This window comes from Actinomyces sp. ph3 (assembly GCF_000308055.1).
GTDB lineage: Bacteria > Actinomycetota > Actinomycetes > Actinomycetales > Actinomycetaceae > Pauljensenia.
Map to the genome: position 1 here is coordinate 270,462 of NZ_CAGY01000001.1, position 17,060 is coordinate 287,521.

The 17,060-nt window shown below is 55.5% G+C and carries 13 protein-coding genes and 3 tRNA genes; 8 read left to right on the forward strand and 8 right to left on the reverse strand.

What is annotated here, in order from left to right; translation table 11 throughout:
• Positions 1–73: 73 nt before the first annotated feature.
• Both HGAS_RS01250 and HGAS_RS01255 read right to left on the reverse strand, forming a co-directional pair.
• Positions 74–1,204: an Fpg/Nei family DNA glycosylase gene (locus HGAS_RS01250; RefSeq protein WP_019126138.1), complete on the reverse strand. Its 1,131-nt coding sequence runs from the start codon at positions 1,202–1,204 to the stop codon at positions 74–76.
• Positions 1,205–1,206: 2 nt separating this feature from the next.
• Complete coding sequence (locus tag HGAS_RS01255) at positions 1,207–4,140, reverse strand: leucine--tRNA ligase (RefSeq protein WP_019126139.1); 2,934 nt, start codon at positions 4,138–4,140, stop codon at positions 1,207–1,209.
• A 133-nt stretch (positions 4,141–4,273) separates the two neighbouring features.
• On the opposite strand from HGAS_RS01255, the gene HGAS_RS01260 reads away from it, so the two are divergent.
• A complete protein-coding gene (locus HGAS_RS01260) occupies positions 4,274–4,714 on the forward strand; it encodes an HIT family protein (protein WP_019126140.1) in 441 nt (146 codons plus the stop codon).
• Positions 4,715–4,750: 36 nt separating this feature from the next.
• Here HGAS_RS01260 and HGAS_RS01265 read toward each other — a convergent pair whose 3' ends face one another.
• Complete coding sequence (locus tag HGAS_RS01265) at positions 4,751–5,452, reverse strand: metal-dependent transcriptional regulator (protein WP_026066558.1); 702 nt, start codon at positions 5,450–5,452, stop codon at positions 4,751–4,753.
• Between the two features lie 115 nt (positions 5,453–5,567).
• Here HGAS_RS01265 and HGAS_RS01270 point away from each other — a divergent pair.
• The 3 genes from HGAS_RS01270 (at position 5,568) to HGAS_RS01280 (ending at position 6,385) form a co-directional block, all read left to right on the forward strand.
• Positions 5,568–5,640 (forward strand) — tRNA-Lys (locus HGAS_RS01270).
• Between the two features lie 44 nt (positions 5,641–5,684).
• Positions 5,685–5,757, forward strand: a tRNA-Lys gene (locus tag HGAS_RS01275).
• A gap of 37 nt (positions 5,758–5,794) precedes the next feature.
• A complete protein-coding gene (locus HGAS_RS01280; RefSeq protein WP_034233497.1) occupies positions 5,795–6,385 on the forward strand; it encodes a hypothetical protein in 591 nt (196 codons plus the stop codon).
• A 152-nt stretch (positions 6,386–6,537) separates the two neighbouring features.
• Here the strand turns inward: HGAS_RS01280 and HGAS_RS01285 are convergent, their stop codons facing one another.
• On the reverse strand, positions 6,538–7,014 hold the full coding sequence (locus HGAS_RS01285) for a peroxiredoxin (protein WP_019126143.1): 477 nt from the start codon (positions 7,012–7,014) through the stop codon (positions 6,538–6,540).
• A 91-nt stretch (positions 7,015–7,105) separates the two neighbouring features.
• On the opposite strand from HGAS_RS01285, the gene HGAS_RS01290 reads away from it, so the two are divergent.
• Positions 7,106–7,186, forward strand: a tRNA-Leu gene (locus HGAS_RS01290).
• A 37-nt stretch (positions 7,187–7,223) separates the two neighbouring features.
• Here the strand turns inward: HGAS_RS01290 and mnmA are convergent.
• Genes mnmA through HGAS_RS01310 form a run of 4 tightly spaced genes read right to left on the reverse strand, consistent with a single transcriptional unit; the run spans position 7,224 to position 11,385 of the window.
• Complete coding sequence (mnmA, locus tag HGAS_RS01295) at positions 7,224–8,390, reverse strand: tRNA 2-thiouridine(34) synthase MnmA (protein WP_019126144.1); 1,167 nt, start codon at positions 8,388–8,390, stop codon at positions 7,224–7,226.
• Positions 8,387–9,571, reverse strand: a complete 1,185-nt coding sequence (locus HGAS_RS01300; RefSeq protein ID WP_019126145.1) for a cysteine desulfurase family protein — start codon at positions 9,569–9,571, stop codon at positions 8,387–8,389. Before HGAS_RS01300 ends, mnmA begins: the two co-directional genes overlap by 4 nt.
• Before the next feature lie 9 nt (positions 9,572–9,580).
• The gene (locus HGAS_RS01305) at positions 9,581–10,579 is read right to left on the reverse strand and encodes an electron transfer flavoprotein subunit alpha/FixB family protein (RefSeq protein WP_019126146.1); all 999 of its coding nucleotides are present in this window, start codon (positions 10,577–10,579) and stop codon (positions 9,581–9,583) included.
• Complete coding sequence (locus HGAS_RS01310; protein ID WP_019126147.1) at positions 10,576–11,385, reverse strand: electron transfer flavoprotein subunit beta/FixA family protein; 810 nt, start codon at positions 11,383–11,385, stop codon at positions 10,576–10,578. Before HGAS_RS01310 ends, HGAS_RS01305 begins: the two co-directional genes overlap by 4 nt.
• A 105-nt stretch (positions 11,386–11,490) precedes the next feature.
• Between HGAS_RS01310 and glgX the strand changes: the two genes are divergently transcribed.
• From glgX to HGAS_RS01325, 3 genes are all read left to right on the forward strand, one after another.
• Complete coding sequence (glgX, locus tag HGAS_RS01315; protein ID WP_019126148.1) at positions 11,491–13,773, forward strand: glycogen debranching protein GlgX; 2,283 nt, start codon at positions 11,491–11,493, stop codon at positions 13,771–13,773.
• 18 nt (positions 13,774–13,791) lie between these two features.
• Positions 13,792–14,892: a tryptophan--tRNA ligase gene (gene trpS, locus HGAS_RS01320; RefSeq protein WP_019126149.1), complete on the forward strand. Its 1,101-nt coding sequence runs from the start codon at positions 13,792–13,794 to the stop codon at positions 14,890–14,892.
• A 122-nt stretch (positions 14,893–15,014) separates the two neighbouring features.
• Positions 15,015–17,033: a maltotransferase domain-containing protein gene (locus tag HGAS_RS01325; RefSeq protein WP_019126150.1), complete on the forward strand. Its 2,019-nt coding sequence runs from the start codon at positions 15,015–15,017 to the stop codon at positions 17,031–17,033.
• Positions 17,034–17,060: the final 27 nt, after the last annotated feature.

Here is a 17,060-nt window from a genome sequence, read left to right on the forward strand (position 1 = left end):
GAAATGCTTCAAGCACAGGGAAACACTTTGCAATTAGTTGAGCTGTCCCCTACCGCGAAGTCTTCCTACCGCTTTAGTTCTGGCAATTCGAGCACCAGAAAAGACGGCGATTTTGCATGAGTTTTTCACTGATCATCGTCCCGCATTTAATGCATGGCCGTCCGCTGCGATGGTAGATGTACCAGCGCGCCAATTCTTCATCGCCTTCTGGAATTGGATCAGGCTGATCCTCGGGGCGAATCGTATCGATACGTCCAATTTCTAGGCCTCGCGTCATCAGCTCGCAGACGATATCCCACAGATGCCCAACACGCTGAACCGAGAGGCGATTACCTGCCCTCATCGGTGAAATACCGGCCAGGAACAATGCTTCCGCACGATAGATATTCCCAACTCCAGCAGCGATCGACTGGTCCATTAAGAGCTCACCGATCGGACGTTTACGTCCGCGGATCATCTCAATGAAACGCTTACGCGTTGCAGGATCTTGCGTGGCACCCGGCTGAAGTGGGTCACACCCTAGCTTGGATTCGACAACACGTCGATCTTCATCGGAAATTAGCTCGCACCGATTCGGACCGGTAACATCTGCGACTGCGTGCTCAGACAACACGCGCAGGCGAACCTGTCCAACAGGATCGGGGGCATTCCATTCTTCACCGTGCTTCTGGATATTTCCAGACGCCAAATTATCTTCGACGTACAGAGTATCGTCTGCGTAGCTTGCCCACTTCAGAGCCGCATGTCGGTGACCTTTTGTTGCCACCCAGTTCGTGCGTGGCGCTCCAATGGAGGATGGGACATCAAATGCACGCTCATCAGCATCAAAACGCCAAGACCCATAGAGACCCAAGTGAATATGGAGCCATTGGAGCTCCTCGTCACAGGGGAAAGCGTGCTCTCCCCACAACGGCGATGATCCCGTGAAGGGCAATGCGGCCTCGGCCTCGGGACTGCCCAAGTGAGCGGCAAACTCAGCCTCCGCAGACCTCGCTTCCTCAGCACAAGAGGCGGCAGCCTCGGCCGGCATAAAACCAACAAACATGTGCTTACCCACCGCCCGCACAGCGACAACCTTGTGGTGGTTAATCAACTGTGCGGATGAGGCAAAACGCCCCTGCGGTGACGAAGTCTCGACCTGGCTGCCCTGGAAGAGGACAGAAAACGTGTTGGCGATCCGATGGATCGCATCTCCTTCAGGCATGGTTACTTTGGGAGAACGATGTTTACCAGCTGCGGCGCACGAACGATAACCTTTAAGGGGTCGCGCCCATCAAGAAGCTTGACAATCGGCGCCTGCTCAAGAGCAAGAGCGCGCAAATCATCTTCGCTAATCGACACGGGAACCTCAAGCTTCGCACGGAGCTTGCCATTGGCCTGAACAATAGCCGTCACGGTGTCGTCTTCAAGCAAGGACTCGTCTTCCACGACCGGGAAAGGTACGCGAGCAAGCGATTCCTCGTGTCCCAGCTTCTGCCACAGTTCCTCACAAATGTGCGGAGCAACAGGAGAGAGCATAAGAATCAATGCCTCGACGGCAACGCGAGGGGCACGATCAAAAGATGTCAGGTGGTTGTTCAGAACAATCAGCTTGGCGATCGCCGTGTTGATACGCAGGTTCTCGTATTCAACGGTGACTTCAGAGATGGTACGTGCCAGCAGACGAGCCGTCTTCTTGTCCATCGGCTCATCGCTAACGGTGACCTCGCCCGTCTCTTCATCAAGGACGTTTCGCCACAAGCGCTGAAGGAAGCGCTGCGAGCCGACGACTGCACGTGTATCCCACGGACGCGAAACATCCAGGGGTCCCATGCTCATTTCGTAGACACGGAAGACATCCGCACCGTAGGCGTCGTACATCTCGTCAGGCGTGACGATATTCTTGAGCGACTTGCCCATCTTGCCGTATTCGCGATTGACGGGCTGTCCCTTCCAGGTGAAGCCGCTTGTCTCATCGCCTTCGACCTCGTCAGCCGGGACGTACTGTCCGCGCGTATCGGTGTACGCGTAAGCCTGCACGTAGCCCTGGTTAAAGAGCTTGTGGTAGGGCTCGCTATCGGGAACGAATCCAAGATCGAAGAGAACCTTTTGCCAGAAGCGTGCATAGAGCAGGTGAAGCACAGCGTGCTCGACACCGCCAATGTACAGATCAGTTCCACCACTGATCTTGTCCTCACGCGGCCCCATCCAATAGCTCAGATTTTCTGCACCGGCGAAGGTCGTGGGGTTATTCGGATCGGTATAGCGCATTTCGTACCAGCACGAACCTGCCCACTGAGGCATGGTGTTCGTCTCGCGGCGGTACTTCTTGGGGCCATCCCCCAAATCAAGGGTGACATTGACCCATTCCTGAGCGCGTCCCAGAGGCGCCTCGGGTTCGGTATCGGCATCGTCGGGGTCGAAGGTACGCGGTGAATAATCACTGATTTCAGGAAGCTCGATGGGGAGCATATCTTCAGGAAGCGCGTGCGCAACGCCATCCTCATCCCACACGATCGGGAAGGGCTCGCCCCAGTAACGCTGACGACTAAAGAGCCAGTCGCGTAGGCGATAGGTTGTTGCGGCGCGCCCCAGTCCCTTGGATTCCAGCCATTGCGTCATCGCTGCTTTAGCAGCATCCTTATCGAGGCCATTGAGGCTGATTTCCTCATTGGCTGAGTCGACAGCAACACCGTCACCGGTGTAGGCGCTCTGAGTCAGATCGTGGGCCGTGGGATCCTCAGCATCACCGATCGTGCGAATGATATCCAGATGGAAACGACGCGCAAACTCCCAGTCACGATCATCATGCGCAGGAACCGCCATGATGGCGCCAGTTCCGTAATCCATCAACACGTAGTCAGCAATAAAGACGGGGATACGCTTCTGGTTCACGGGGTTAATTGCCCACAACCCAGTGAAAACACCGGTCTTCTCCCCCGCATCTTCTGCGCGCTGCTCCGGGGTCTTTGCGGCAGCCTGTGCACGGTAAGCGGCCACTGCTTCTGCAGGAGTTTCATAGCCCGCGCTCCATTCAGGGCGAGTTCCTTGCGGCCAAGATGCAGGAAGTTTGAGCGCAGCCTGGTCCGAGGAAGAACCGGGAGTGGTTCCACCAAGCAGGGGATGCTCGGGAGACCAGACCACGAAGGTCGCTCCAAAGAGCGTATCGGGACGTGTCGTGTAAACGGTGAACTCGCTATCTGACACGCCATCACCAACGGCGCGGAAATCGACCTCTGCACCATGAGAGCGGCCGATCCAATTGCGCTGCATCGTGCGCACCTTTTCGGGCCAATCAATGGTGTCCAAGTCTTCGATCAGGCGATCGCCGTAAGCAGTGATTCGCATCATCCACTGGCGCAATGAGCGCTTAAAGACCGGGTAGTTACCACGCTCTGAACGTCCTTCAGCGGTCACTTCTTCATTCGCCAAAACTGTACCCAGACCGGGGCACCAGTTGACCGGAGCCTCAGAAATATAGGCGAGTCGGTAGGAGTCAATAACGCGCGCACGCTCACGCGGGCTCAGCTCATTCCATGATCGAGCGGAGAATTCTTCTGGGAGCTCACGCTCTCCTGACTCAAACTGCGCAACAAGCTCAGAAATCGGGCGCGCGGCCCCCAGGCCTCGGCCATCACGACGGGGCGTCTGGGGATCAAACCACGAATTAAAGATCTGCAGGAAGATCCACTGAGTCCAGTGAACGTAGTCGACATCAGTGGTTGCAAACGAACGACGACGGTCATGAGAAAGGCCCAGGCGACGCAGCTGGCGTCGCATGTTGGCAATATTTTCTTCGGTCGTTACACGCGGGTGTTGACCGGTTTGAACAGCGAATTGCTCCGCAGGAAGACCGAAAGCGTCATATCCCATTGTGTAGAGAACATTTTCACCACGCATGCGGTGGAAACGAGCAACCGTATCGGTCGCGATATAGCCCAGTGGGTGCCCAACGTGAAGACCCTTACCTGAGGGGTAGGGGAACATGTCAAGGAGGAAGAAGGGATCACGCGAGGCAAGGTCTCCAGCAAGATCTCCTTCAGGGTTATCCGCAAAGAATGTCCCTCGCTCGTCCCATAGGTCCTGCCACTTGTTTTCGATCTCACCGGCCAACTGTGCCGTATAACGGAAATTGGGCTCGCCTGCCGAGATCTCGCTCATCCTTGCCTCCATTTACCCTGAAAATTCGCAATCTTCAGGCTCGTTCTATGCCCTATATAGGTTAGTGCATTGGCGCGAATTTGCCTGTTTATTCCCACTAGGCAAAACCGGCCCGGGGCTTGACAATAGAGCTATGAGTACCGTTTTCGAAAAAATCATCTCCGGAGAATTCTCCGGACGCTTTGTGTGGGCCGACGACATCTGCGTCGCATTCGCGACAATCGAGCCGACAAGTCCCGGGCACGTTTTGGTTGTTCCGCGCTCCCCCGTCCCTTCATGGACAGCCTTGGATTCATCAACGTGCCAACATCTCATGAAGGTCGCGCAGCTTATTGGACGCGTCCAAGAAGTCGCTTTTGGAGTACAGCGCTCCGGTCTGGTGATCGCTGGATTCGAGGTGCCACACACCCACCTCCATGTCATTCCCCTCCGTCAAGAAAGTGACGTCCTGCTCAGTAATGCTGCTCCGGCCAGTGATACCGAGCTTGACGAGGCCATGGATAAGCTTCGCCGGGAGCTGATCAGTGCGGGTTACAGCGCGCAAGTTCCAGCGTCGATGAACGCGCTGAACTAGCCTCAGGCAATTTGGCAAGCGCTACTTAGGCAGCAATCACACTACAGAAATAAGGGCGGCTTCTTGGGCACTCAGCTCAAGGCGTCGCTCTTTTTTCTGAGTCCCACTGCGAGTTCTAGACGGATAAACGCTGAGCACAAGCTCGCCATTCTCGCCACGCTGACGAACCTCAACCTGATCGTCAAGACCAAGCCCTTTGTTTTCAATCGAACGCAATCTCGCCGCGTCACTGTCGCTAAAACGCGCGATACACACTCTGGTTCCCGGGATGACCTCGACAAGAGGAACCGCCGCTAAAAGCTCGACGATTCCATCTGCAGAAGGAATCGGGTCTCCATGTGGATCACGCGCCGGGTGACCCAGGCGCTCATCGATTCGATTGAGCAGTCGGTCTGAGATTGCATGTTCGAGGATTTCCGCTTCCTCGTGAACTTCGTCCCACTCAAAACCAAGCGCATCATGCAGATAGGTTTCGAGCAAGCGATGGCGCCTGACCACTTCCAGTGCGCGTCGACGCCCTTGCTCAGTCAAGGTGACTTTTCCATAGGGCTCGTGAAAAGCAAGCCCTTCAGCAACCAAACGCTTGACCTTCTCCGAGGCCGTGGAGACAGCAACGCCGACACGCGAAGCAAGGAGACGGACCGCAATACCGGCTTGCCCGTTCTCTTCAGCGCTCCAGATCGTCTTGAGATAGTCCTGAGTAACGGCGTTCTCGCGTACTAAGCGACTATCGCTCATAAAAATGTCAGCTGCTTGCACTCCCCTAGCCTACCGCCTTGCGGCTTGAGAAAGGCAGAGTTGATTTGCGAAGTGCTCAAAACGTATGTATTGTTTTCTCCTGTCCCAAGGACACGCGTCATTAGCTCAATTGGCAGAGCAGCTGACTCTTAATCAGCGGGTTGGGGGTTCAATTCCCTCATGACGCACGCAGTATGTCGATAGATGTGCTACTGTTAACACATAAACCCAAGCGTCATTAGCTCAATTGGCAGAGCAGCTGACTCTTAATCAGCGGGTTGAGGGTTCAAGTCCCCCATGACGCACCCATTGCCGAGGCGGCGCCAATGGTCGGATACGACTATGAGTATTCGTGCCCTACTATCCTCGGAGCTTCTTATGCGTCGTCTTACTTCTTCTGAGAAAGATCTGCTCGCATCTATTGAACAACAGCTCAGCGCCCGTCGCCGCACGGTGATTACCCCAGATATCGTCGAACAAGCGACTCACCTGATCCGTTCTATGACAGACCCGCGTCCGGGTCTTCACGAGCTCGTTGGCCCCGTATGTACCACATCGGACATCGTTGCCTGGCTGGGTATCTCGCGTCAAGGCATCAACAAAGCCGTGCGAACAAACCGTATTCTTGCAGTTCAATCGCCCACGACTATGTGGTACTACCCCACATGGCAACTCATGGCTAACCACTCGGTTATTGATGACATGTCCGAAGTGCTCGGGCGTCTACGTGGACGCGTGCATCAATTGACTGCGGCAACATGGTTCCAGCGTCCGCTCGAGGTCTTAGAGCAAACAACTCCGGCACAGTGGATGCTTGATGGGCACGATCTACACACTGTGGTTGGCGCAGCAGAGGCCTTTGCTACAGCAGAAGAACGTCGCCCTTCACCGGTGCCGCTTTTCGATCCGGAGATTCAGGCAACCTCTCTATAGGGGGAACCTTCAGCTTCACAACACGCATCTTCTACGTGATTGGCAAGCTAGTCCGGGGATTTTCAAAGTTGCCTCGAGGTTATCCCGACGCCACAGAGTAATCGGGCCAAATCGCAATGGAGCGGTTTGGCCCGATTTCCTGTTGAGCAGCTTTATTGATCTAATCCCAGTAGCTTCCGCACACGTGCGACATGCCCCGTTGCCTTCACGTTATACAGCGCGTGGGTGACGGTTCCCGAGGGATCAAGAACAACTGTGGAACGGATAATTCCTTGAAAAACCCTTCCATAGTTCTTCTTTTCACCAAAGGCACCCCACTGGGTAAGAACTTCCTTTTCGGGATCCGAAGCCAAGGGGAAATTCAGACCTTGACGCGAAGCAAAGTTCTCAAGAGCAGTCATCGAATCGGCACTAATGCCAATTACCGAATACCCCGCGCCTTTAAGGGAATTGAGGCTGTCACGAAAATCGCATGCTTCTTTCGTGCAGCCGGGGGTCGATGCCTTGGGGTAGAAATAAACAACCACACCTGACTTCGCCTGTCCCAGCAGATCGTGCAAGGAAAGCGTGCCGTGAGTTGTTTCAAGAGTGAAATCGGGAGCCTTCTCCCCCACCTGAAGTTGAGTCATAAGCTGAGCTTAGCTGGGGTTCCATTCCTGCGCCCATCCAAGATAGATCCTCAGCGCTTACCCCTTCCGATAAGGTAAACTCTGTGCTGTTGCGCGAGTGGCGGAATTGGTAGACGCGCTGGATTTAGGTTCCAGTGTCTTTGACGTGTGGGTTCGAGTCCCATCTTGCGCACTGATAAATTCCTTTGCCCCTACGAGGCCGCGCTCGCCTACCCGCGGTACGCGCGCTCGATTGTCGCCTCGGCAATCACTCGAGTACCCCGGTACAAAACCAAAGACTGCCCAGCAGCGACACCGCGGATTGGCTGCGCCAAAGCTACAGATAGCCGTGAGCTTCCGTCTTCATCATTCTCGCGAACAAGCTCGGTCACCACGCTGGGCACCCCATGTGCACGAATCTGGGCTGTCACGACGTGCTCATCGACTTCATTCAGGCAGCGCTGGCCAAGACTTGGGCCAAACTCGCGTGTGGCGACCTCATCGATCTCTCCCAGATCATCGGGCGCAAGCCACACGAGTTCAGAACAATCAATATGGTCGATAGAGAGCAATTCAGAGGCACCAACGACGACCTGGTTGAGCTGAGGCTTCGTCTCGACGACATAACGAGGCCGCCCGTTGGCAGCGGGGTTACCCAAGTTCAATCCTCGTCGCTGACCAACGGTGAAATTCCAGTAGCCATCGTGACGGCCCACAACGCGGCCCTCAGTATCAACAATGTCGCCCGGATTGCTCCCGAGGTGTGAACGCAGAAAGCCCTGCGTATCTCCATCAGGAATGAAACAAATATCGTAAGAATCCGGCTTATTTGATACTCCCAGCCCCATTCTTTCCGCTTCGCAGCGCACCCATGATTTCGATGGAGCATCTCCCAGAGGGAAAATCACACGTGGAAGCTCTTCGGGTCCCATAATTGCAAGCACATAGGACTGATCCTTTGCCTCGTCACGTCCGCGATGGAGCTGAGGACCCGAATCTGTCTGAACAATACGCGCGTAGTGGCCGGTACAAACCGCGTCAAATCCCAGTGCTCGAGCACGCTGGGCAAGCTCCCTAAACTTGACGAATTCGTTGCAACGAACACAGGGATTTGGGGTGTGTCCGGCCTTGTACTGCTCAACGAAGTCAGTGATGACCGTTTGCTCAAACTCTTCAGCAAGATCCCATACATAAAATGGAATACCCATGATTTCGGCAGCACGAGCAGCATCAGCAGCATCTTCAACCGAACAGCAGCCGCGCGAACCCAAACGGCATTCTTGGGGTTGAGACGACAGGGCCATATGCACTCCAACGACCTCGTGTCCGGCCTCTACAGCCTTTGCCGCCGCGACTGCAGAGTCCACTCCACCCGATAGAGCCGCAAGAACCCTCATGCATCCATCCTGTCTCGTTCATCCAATGCCTGTCCCGCTCGGATTGCGGCGGGAAGTGCGCGAAGAAAAGCATCAATATCTTCTACGGTAGTTTCCATTCCCGTCGAAACCCGCAGCACACCAAGTGCTTGATTTTCACTGTAGCCAAGGGCCATCACCACACGCGAGGGCCGAGTCACTCCAGCATGACAGGCCGAGCCGGCCGACACGTCTACGCCTGCCATATCCATAGCCAAGAGGACTGCCTCGGGATGGTGGGTGGGGATCAATAAGTGAATAATCGCTGCCGAGGCCGTGGCTGGGTCAACACTTAAACGCACCCCCTGAGGGAGGCCGGAAATAAGACGCTCACGGAGTTTCTGCGCGCGTTGGACACGCTCGAGGCGATGCTCCACTGCAAATTCGAGGGCAGCTGCGAGCGCGCAGGCCCCAGCAACATCGGGGGTTCCAGAACGGATTCCACGTTCGTGTCCCCCACCGGGCCGGTCAGTGACCATCTTGATCCCTCGACGAACGATCAGTGCACCCGTGCCAACAGGAGCACCGACTTTATGACCACCGATCGACAATAGGTCTAAGCCTGACTGAGCAAAATTAACGTCGCAGTAGCCGATTGCTTGAGCTGCATCCGAATGTAGAAGAGGCGCTTGATCTGCCCGCACGTCGTGAACAAAGCTGGCAAATTCGCCCACAGGTTCAATGGTTCCAAGCTCAGAACACACCCACGTCATTGACATTAATGCCGCACGTTCAAATTCTGCTGGTCCTAAATCCGAATACTCCACACGCCCCGAAGAATTCACCGCGAAGATCCGCGGCGTAAATCCCTCTCGACGCAGGACTTCACGCTGCTCGTACACCGCGTCATGCTCGACCGGAGACATCCAAACATCAACGCGCGCTGCGTCGGCCTCACGCATCCCTCGAGACGCGGCGACAAGCGCCAGCGCATCTGATTCTGTCGCACCCGAGGTGAAAACAACCTCCGCGCGTGAAACACCCACGGCAGCGCCTACACGTTCACGCGCGTCCTCCAGCAAACGCTTAGCGGAACGTCCGCCAGCATGAAGAGCCGCGGGGTTTCCAGGACGCCGACTGAGAGCGTCTTGGGCGTCAAGCCAGGCCTGACGAACTCCGGGTGCCAAGGGTGTGGAACCGGCGTGATCAAGATAGTGCGACACGGGTGCCTTTCAGTTGTCCTGGGGCTCATTCGCACGCCACGCGCGAATATGCTCCAGCGCTTGGGGAACAATTTCGTACAGATCTCCGACAACTCCGAAATCAGCAATTTCGAAGATCGGAGCATCTGGGTCATCACAGACTGCAACGATCGTTCCCGAGGACATCATTCCAATCGTGTGATGGATTGCACCTGAAACACCAAGAGAGATATAGAGCTTGGGAGCAATCGTCACGCCGGTTTGGCCGATTTGCGCGCTGCGCTTCGCCCAGCCTTCATCAACAGCATCACGCGTTGCACCGATGCCAGCACCCAAAGCATCGGCAAGATCTTCGACCAAACTCCAGTCCTGCCCTGCGCCGCGGCCTCCAACTACGACGACCTGAGCTTCAGTCACCTTCGGGCGACCATCTCCACTTTGGTACGCACGCTCGTGAACCCTGGTGGTCTTATCACTCAAGGACAGTACAATAGGCTCAGCCACCTTGCACTGGCCTTCAACCTCTTCAGGGACGAGGCCGCGCGAACGCAGACACACGCAGGCAGGTGCAGCCGTGGCAAGGACTTCTCCCCTCCACGAGCCACCAAGAGCATCCGTCGTCGCGCGCAAACGATCCTCTTCAACGTGAATCTCGACGGCCTCGGCAATGGCGCACCCACCCAAAATTACGGCAAGGGAAGCGGCACACTCACGGTCAAGGAAACGCGTGGCGAAGAAGATTGGCGCCCCAAGGAGATTCAGGCTTCGATACGCGGATTCCAGCGAAGAAAGCAAAGCCGATGTCGTGAGCGCGGCCTCGGGACAGATAATCGGGATCACAGAGGAGACGCCAATTCGTCCCAATTCCCCTCCAAGGGAATCAAGGAGCTCGGGGCACAAGACAATCGCATGCAGCTCTTCGCAGCACTCGTGAGCCTGAGCAATGATGTCCTTGTGACGGGCGTCAATTGTTCCTTCAGAGGACACCAGGTCAAGAACGACGACCGCAGAGTTCAACAAAGCCTTCACTTCAACTTCTCCTCAATGAATTCCGCAAGACGCTTGCCACCATCACCGGTATCGGGGAATACCTCACCTGATCCGCCACGTTGATGTTCCTCGATCGATTCCAGACGAAGAGGCATTGCGTCGAGTCCAGAAGCCAGGACAGATGAGAGCACTCCGCTGGGATCACACTCGGCGATGTCATCAAGTTCGGCACGAACTAAGGGCTTCATCCGAGCAGCCTTGAGGTCCTTAAAACCGGGGAAACGCGGTTCGTTGAGCTGATCTGAAACAGAAATAACAGCGGGGAAAGGTGCTTCGAGAGATTCATCAACACCATCAACACTTCGCGAGGCACTAAGCCGTGAGTGCTCGACATCAACAGTTAACTCTCGAGCCTGCGAAACCAAGGGAAGGCCAAGAGCCGCCGCAAGCGCCGCGGGAAGCATCGACGTCATCGAATCCGCCGCTGCCATCCCAGCGATGATCAGATCGAAAGGTTCCTCATCCGCCAAGACCGTCAGCAAAGCCGCGAGCGCACGCGCTGAAACGGTGACATCCGCACCTTCAAGCTTGGGATCGGAGAGCAGATAAGCACTATCAGCACCAAGTGCCAGCGCACGAATCAGTGCATCACTGGCATCTTCTGGCCCCATGCTCACCGCAATGACTTCACCTCCGTGAGTGCGAACAAGATCAGCCGCAGCTTCCACTGCGTGTTCGTCGCCTTCGTTGAGAACATCGTCTTCGCCCCGCACTAAACGTAAGTCTTCAAAACGCCGGTCCGAGCTTGTATCAGGAACCTGTTTGACCAGAACTGCAATCCTCATGTATCCAGAGTGCCATATCGGTGCTGATACGCGCAGCTCTATGTGTGCCACCGGACGGATACGACTATGATGTTCTCAGTTCTGACATGAGAAAAAGGGGCGGCAATGTCACAACAGGCGAATTACGTCTACCACGCCGTTACACAACCTCATCCTCACTATCGTCAATTGGGCGTTACCGTTTCTGGATCAGGTCTCAACGTTGCAGTGGTATCGACACGTGCTACCCAGGTTGACTTCTGCGTCATCGACCCGGATACCGGGTTTGAACAGCGTTATCGTCTTCTTGGCCCCGATCACGGCATCTGGCATGGGTATATCGAAGGTTTCGGCCTTGGAACCCACTACGGTTTTCGTGCCCAAGGCCCTTGGGATCCCGATGCCGGTCTGTTCTTTAACGAAAACAAGCTTCTGGTCGATCCCTATGGCCGTGGCCTCGCAGGTACTGTCGACATTCGTCCCGAGGTCTACGCGCACCAAGTCGATGAGGATTCCTACCCGGTCTCTTACCCCCTCGAGCCCTCGACAACTGATTCCGCGCCCTTTAACGCTCATAGCGTGGTTATTGACACCTCATTCCGCATTACCCCACAGCCAAAGGTTCCTTTGGATGAGACCGTCATCTATGAGTTACACGTCAAAGGCTTCACGCAGAACATGTCGGAGGTTCCTCCCAATCTGCGAGGGACCTATGCGGGTCTTGCGCATCCCGCTTCCGTTCGTTATCTCAAAGAGTTGGGAGTGACCTCTGTCGAGCTTCTCCCGATCCACGCAAAGTCTGATGAACCTTTCTTAGTCGAGCGCGGCTTGACGAATTATTGGGGATACTCCACCCTGTCCTTCTTTAGCCCTGAGCCTTCCTATGCCAGCGCCGCCGCTCGTGCACGAGGCCCACAGGCCGTGATTGACGAATTCCGCGGGATGGTCTCAATCCTCCACGAGGCCGGGATTGAAGTGATCCTTGACGTGGTCTATAACCACACCTGTGAGAGCGGAGATACTGGTCCGACGCTCTCACTGCGAGGGCTTGATTCCCCTCTGTACTACAGGCGAACCGACGCCTACCCCTCACAGATCATCGATACAACGGGGTGTGGCAACACACTTAATACCGATAATCCTCAGGTGATTTCCCTTATTTTGGATTCGCTGCGCTACTGGGTAGCCAGCATGGGAATTGATGGATTCCGCTTTGATCTCGCTGCGACTATCGGGCGTTTTTCAACCGGTTTCACTCCCCTTCATCCCCTACTCATTGCGATGGGGGCAGATCCCCTACTCCGCGAGACCAAGCTCATCGCAGAGCCCTGGGATGTTGGTTTAGGCGGGTGGCAGACGGGTAATTTCCCCGATCCTTTCTGCGAGTGGAATGACCGTTTCCGTGATGCCATTCGAAGCTTCTGGCTTTCTGATTTGCGAGAGCTTAGTGCGGGACGACAGGCTGGTGGAGCCAATGAGCTCGCAACTCGTCTTTCGGGTTCTCAAGATCTCTTTGGCCACGGCGTCGGATACCTTCGCGGGCCGGGAGCATCTGTCAATTTTGTGACGGCACATGACGGCTTTACTTTGGCCGACCTTACGGCATTTGACCATAAGCACAACTTGGCAAACCTGGAAGAAAACCGCGACGGTTCGGATAACAACCGCTCGTGGAACCACGGCCTTGAGGGAGCTTTGGCCGCACCGATTCTGGGTGTTGACCCCGATGTCCGTGATATCACCGGCTTTGTTGAAGACATTGTCCCCGCGCGCCAGCGCTCACAACGCAATCTTCTTGCCACGCTCCTTGTTTCCTCTGGCACGCCCATGTTGGTTGCGGGTGATGAGTTTTCCCGCACGCAATTTGGTAATAACAACGCCTACTGCCAAGATTCTCCCATCTCATGGATCGACTGGGATCTCTCCGACCTCCAAAAGGAACAGCTCGAGATCGTCCGTTGGCTTCTTGCATTACGCCGTGCGCATCCCGCACTGCGGCCAATGAAGTATTTCTCCGGATCCGAGCCCCATGGTGATACGCTTCCTGACCTCTCGTGGTATGACGCGAGTGGGGTTCCCATGCGTGACGACGTTTGGACATCGCCCGATTCACGTGTATTCCAAATGCTGCGTTCAGGCACCCCCTATCGTTCTCGCGATGCTCTTGTCCTCTTCAACGGAACCACAGCGGACCGTAATGTACTTCTTCCCCGCGGCCGAGGGGTCCAGTGGGTGCAGGTCTTCGATAGCGCATGGAGCCAGATCGACGATGGTGGTGTGACCTCGATGAACGATGCGGTGGCCTTGCCACGTACTCTGGATTACAAGGCTTCAGATGCGACGGTGTCCATGGATCCGTTCAGCATGCATATCTACCTCTCGTCCGTGGACTCTTCGCCCGCGCAGTGATCACGCTAAACTGAGCTGGTGACTACAAGCGAAGAAACTCTCGAGCAATCCACCTCTGATGCTTCCCTCGCGCGCTCTCTTGCACGTTCGAAGGAAATTGACGAGGCAATCGACCAAGATCCCACGCGTTTTCGCGTGCTTACCGGTGATCGCCCAACTGGACGCCTACACCTCGGTCACTACTTCGGTACTCTGCGAAACCGCGTTCTTCTTCAAGAACGCGGAGTCGATACGTGGGTGCTTGTAGCTGACTATCAGGTCATCACAGACCGCGACGCAGTCGGCCCCATTCAAGAACGCGTCCTCGGCTTGGTCACTGACTACCTCGCAGTTGGCTTGGATCCGGAAAAGACGACGATCTTTAATCATTCGTCAATTCCTGCACTGAACCAGCTCATGCTTCCTTTCCTTTCCCTGGTCACCGAGGCCGAGTTGCACCGCAACCCCACGGTTAAGGCAGAGTTGGAAGCAACCGACGGTCGTGCAATGACCGGTTTGATGTTGACCTACCCGGTACACCAGGCCTGTGACATCCTCTTCTGCAAGGCGAATATCGTTCCTGTTGGGCAAGACCAGCTCCCTCACATTGAGCAGACCCGTCTGATTGCTCAGCGCTTCGATAAGCGTTACGGTCGCGTCGACCCCAAGCGAGCCGTATTCCCCCGTCCTGATGCACTTCTTTCGGAGACTCCCCTGCTCTTGGGAACGGATGGAACGAAGATGTCAAAGTCTCGCGGCAACACGATCGAATTGGCAATGACCGCAGATGAGACTGCAAAAATCTTAAAGCGCGCAAAGACCGATTCAGATCGCCACATCACCTTCGATCCCGAGAATCGTCCCGAGGTAGCCAATTTGCTGACTCTCGCTTCTTTGGCCACCGGCGAGGATCCGGTAGCCATCGCCGAGCGTATCGGTGATGGTGGCGGCGGTGCGCTCAAGGCAACCGTTACAGAGGCCCTCAACGACATGCTTGCACCAATCCGTGCACGTCGTGCCGAGCTAGCGGCTGATCCGGGATACCTGCTCTCGATCCTCCGCCAAGGCAATGAGAAGGCAAACGAACGTGCAGAGAAGACCTTGAACGAGGTCCGTGAAGCGATGCATATGGTCTACTGAGCTTCTTAGAACGCTCAAGGTGGTGGTTACTTCTGCGGAAGTAACCACCACCTTTTTGGACCTTCATAGCTTTTTTCCTCCTGGGTATGTCGATCGTCACAGTATCCATTAGGCTTGAGTATGTGAACGAGACACTACTTCCACGCATCCCGGCCACTGAAGTTTTTCCCGTCGTTGAGGACGGGAATTTGCCGGCTAAAGCAACGGTTTTTGAGGCATTTCCTATCCGAGCAACCGTCTTTAGAGAGGGCCATGATGCCTATGCTGCCGAGGCAGTTCTCATTCGCCCCGGTGGCTCCATCCATTCACGCGCCCTCATGTATGACATTGCTCCCGGCCTCGACCGCTACGAAGCGTGGCTGATGCCAGACGCGGTTGGCAAGTGGAGTTTCCGCATTGATACCTGGTCAGACCCCTATGCCACGTGGCGTCACGACGCCTCGGTGAAGATTGGAGCTGAGGTCGACGTCGAACTCATGCTCGAAGAAGGCGCGCTCTTGATGGAACGCGCCGCGCGCGGAGAGGCCCTGAATAATCCTTCTCAAAAGCAGCCAAGTCGAGCAGGTATTCAAACCCTACTTGCTGCCGCACAGGCCCTACGCGATACCACTCAAACTCCTCAGCGCCGTCTCTCCGCTGGCCTGGCTGCTCCGGTGCGCGCAGTCTTCCGTAATTTCCCACTCCGCGACCTCTACGGGTCAACCCGTAGTTTCCCTCTCTACGTTGCGCGAAACCGTGCCCTCGCAGGTGCGTGGTATGAGATCTTCCCACGTTCGCACGGTGCTTTCCAGGATAAGAAAGGACGCTGGGTATCGGGAACCTTGCGTACCGCGACCGAGGCTCTGCCCCGTATTGCATCTATGGGCTTCAACGTCGTCTATTTGACGCCAATTCACCCGATCGGTTTAACCAATCGAAAGGGAAAGAATAACTCTCTGGTTGCTCACAGAGGTGAACCCGGCAGCCCCTACGGCATTGGTTCAGCTCAGGGCGGCCACGATGCTATTCACCCTGAGCTGGGCGATTTCGATGATTTTGATTATTTCATTGCGCAGTCAAAAGAGCTGGGCTTAGAGGTTGCGCTGGATATCGCACTTCAGTGTTCCCCCGACCATCCGTGGGTGAGCGAGCATCCAGAATGGTTCACCCAACGCGCAGATGGCTCGATCGCCTACGCAGAGAACCCCCCGAAGAAATATCAGGATATCTATCCCCTGAACTTCGATCGAGATCCAGAGGGAATCTACGCAGCGATTCGTAACATGCTCGAATTGTGGATTTCCCACGGGGTGACGATCTTCCGTGTCGATAATCCGCACACAAAACCCATTCCTTTCTGGGAACGGCTCCTAGAAGAAATCCATACTCGTCATCCGGAAGTTATTTTCCTTGCCGAGGCTTTCACCCGCCCCGCAATGATGCGTACCTTGGGCGCGGTTGGCTTTGACCAGTCCTACACCTACTTCGCGTGGAGAACCGAAAAGCAAGAAATCGAAGATTATCTTCAGGAACTCGCACACGATACTGCGCACCTTATTCGTCCAACCTTCTGGCCGACGACGCACGATATTCTCACTCCGCAAATGACCTCTGGGGGAAGTGCAATCTTCGCAATTCGCGCGATGCTGGCCGCACTCGGAGCACCTTCATGGGGAATCTACTCGGGATACGAGTGGGTTGAGAATATTCAACGCGAGGGTGCCGAGGAACCCAACGATAACGAGAAGTACGAATTCCGGCCTCGTGATCCAAAGCTTGCCCAGGAGACGGGAATCCCGACTCTACTCACACTTCTCAATAGCGCTCGTGAACGCCACCCAGCACTGCGCCAGCTTCACGATCTTCGCATCCACCCCACGACCTCGGAGAAGATCCTGTGCTTCTCCAAGCATGTCCCCGCTCGATTCTCACCGACCGGATTGCCCGATACAGTCATCGTCGTGATCTCCTTGGACCCGGAAAACACGGTTGAAGGAGAAATCGATATTGATTTGAGCGGACTCTCCTTGGGGACATCATCGGCAAACTTTACCGTGGTCGATGAGCTCGACGGACAGCGTTACTCCTGGTCACGCACCAATTGGGTACGCCTGTCCCCCTGGGATCGATTGGGTCATGTCATGGCCATCGAAACCGAGTAATTATTAGAAATTATTTAAACGTGAGAT

Bases quoted from the DNA above. Each gene is read 5' to 3' on its own strand.
- HGAS_RS01250 (WP_019126138.1), bottom strand. From the start codon at position 1,204: ATGCCTGAAGGAGATGCGATCCATCGGATCGCCAACACGTTTTCTGTC.
- HGAS_RS01255 (WP_019126139.1), bottom strand. From the start codon at position 4,140: ATGAGCGAGATCTCGGCAGGCGAGCCCAATTTCCGTTATACGGCACAG.
- HGAS_RS01260 (WP_019126140.1), top strand. From the start codon at position 4,274: ATGAGTACCGTTTTCGAAAAAATCATCTCCGGAGAATTCTCCGGACGC.
- HGAS_RS01265 (WP_026066558.1), bottom strand. From the start codon at position 5,452: ATGAGCGATAGTCGCTTAGTACGCGAGAACGCCGTTACTCAGGACTAT.
- HGAS_RS01280 (WP_034233497.1), top strand. From the start codon at position 5,795: ATGAGTATTCGTGCCCTACTATCCTCGGAGCTTCTTATGCGTCGTCTT.
- HGAS_RS01285 (WP_019126143.1), bottom strand. From the start codon at position 7,014: ATGACTCAACTTCAGGTGGGGGAGAAGGCTCCCGATTTCACTCTTGAA.
- mnmA (WP_019126144.1), bottom strand. From the start codon at position 8,390: ATGAGGGTTCTTGCGGCTCTATCGGGTGGAGTGGACTCTGCAGTCGCG.
- HGAS_RS01310 (WP_019126147.1), bottom strand. From the start codon at position 11,385: ATGAGGATTGCAGTTCTGGTCAAACAGGTTCCTGATACAAGCTCGGAC.
- glgX (WP_019126148.1), top strand. From the start codon at position 11,491: ATGTCACAACAGGCGAATTACGTCTACCACGCCGTTACACAACCTCAT.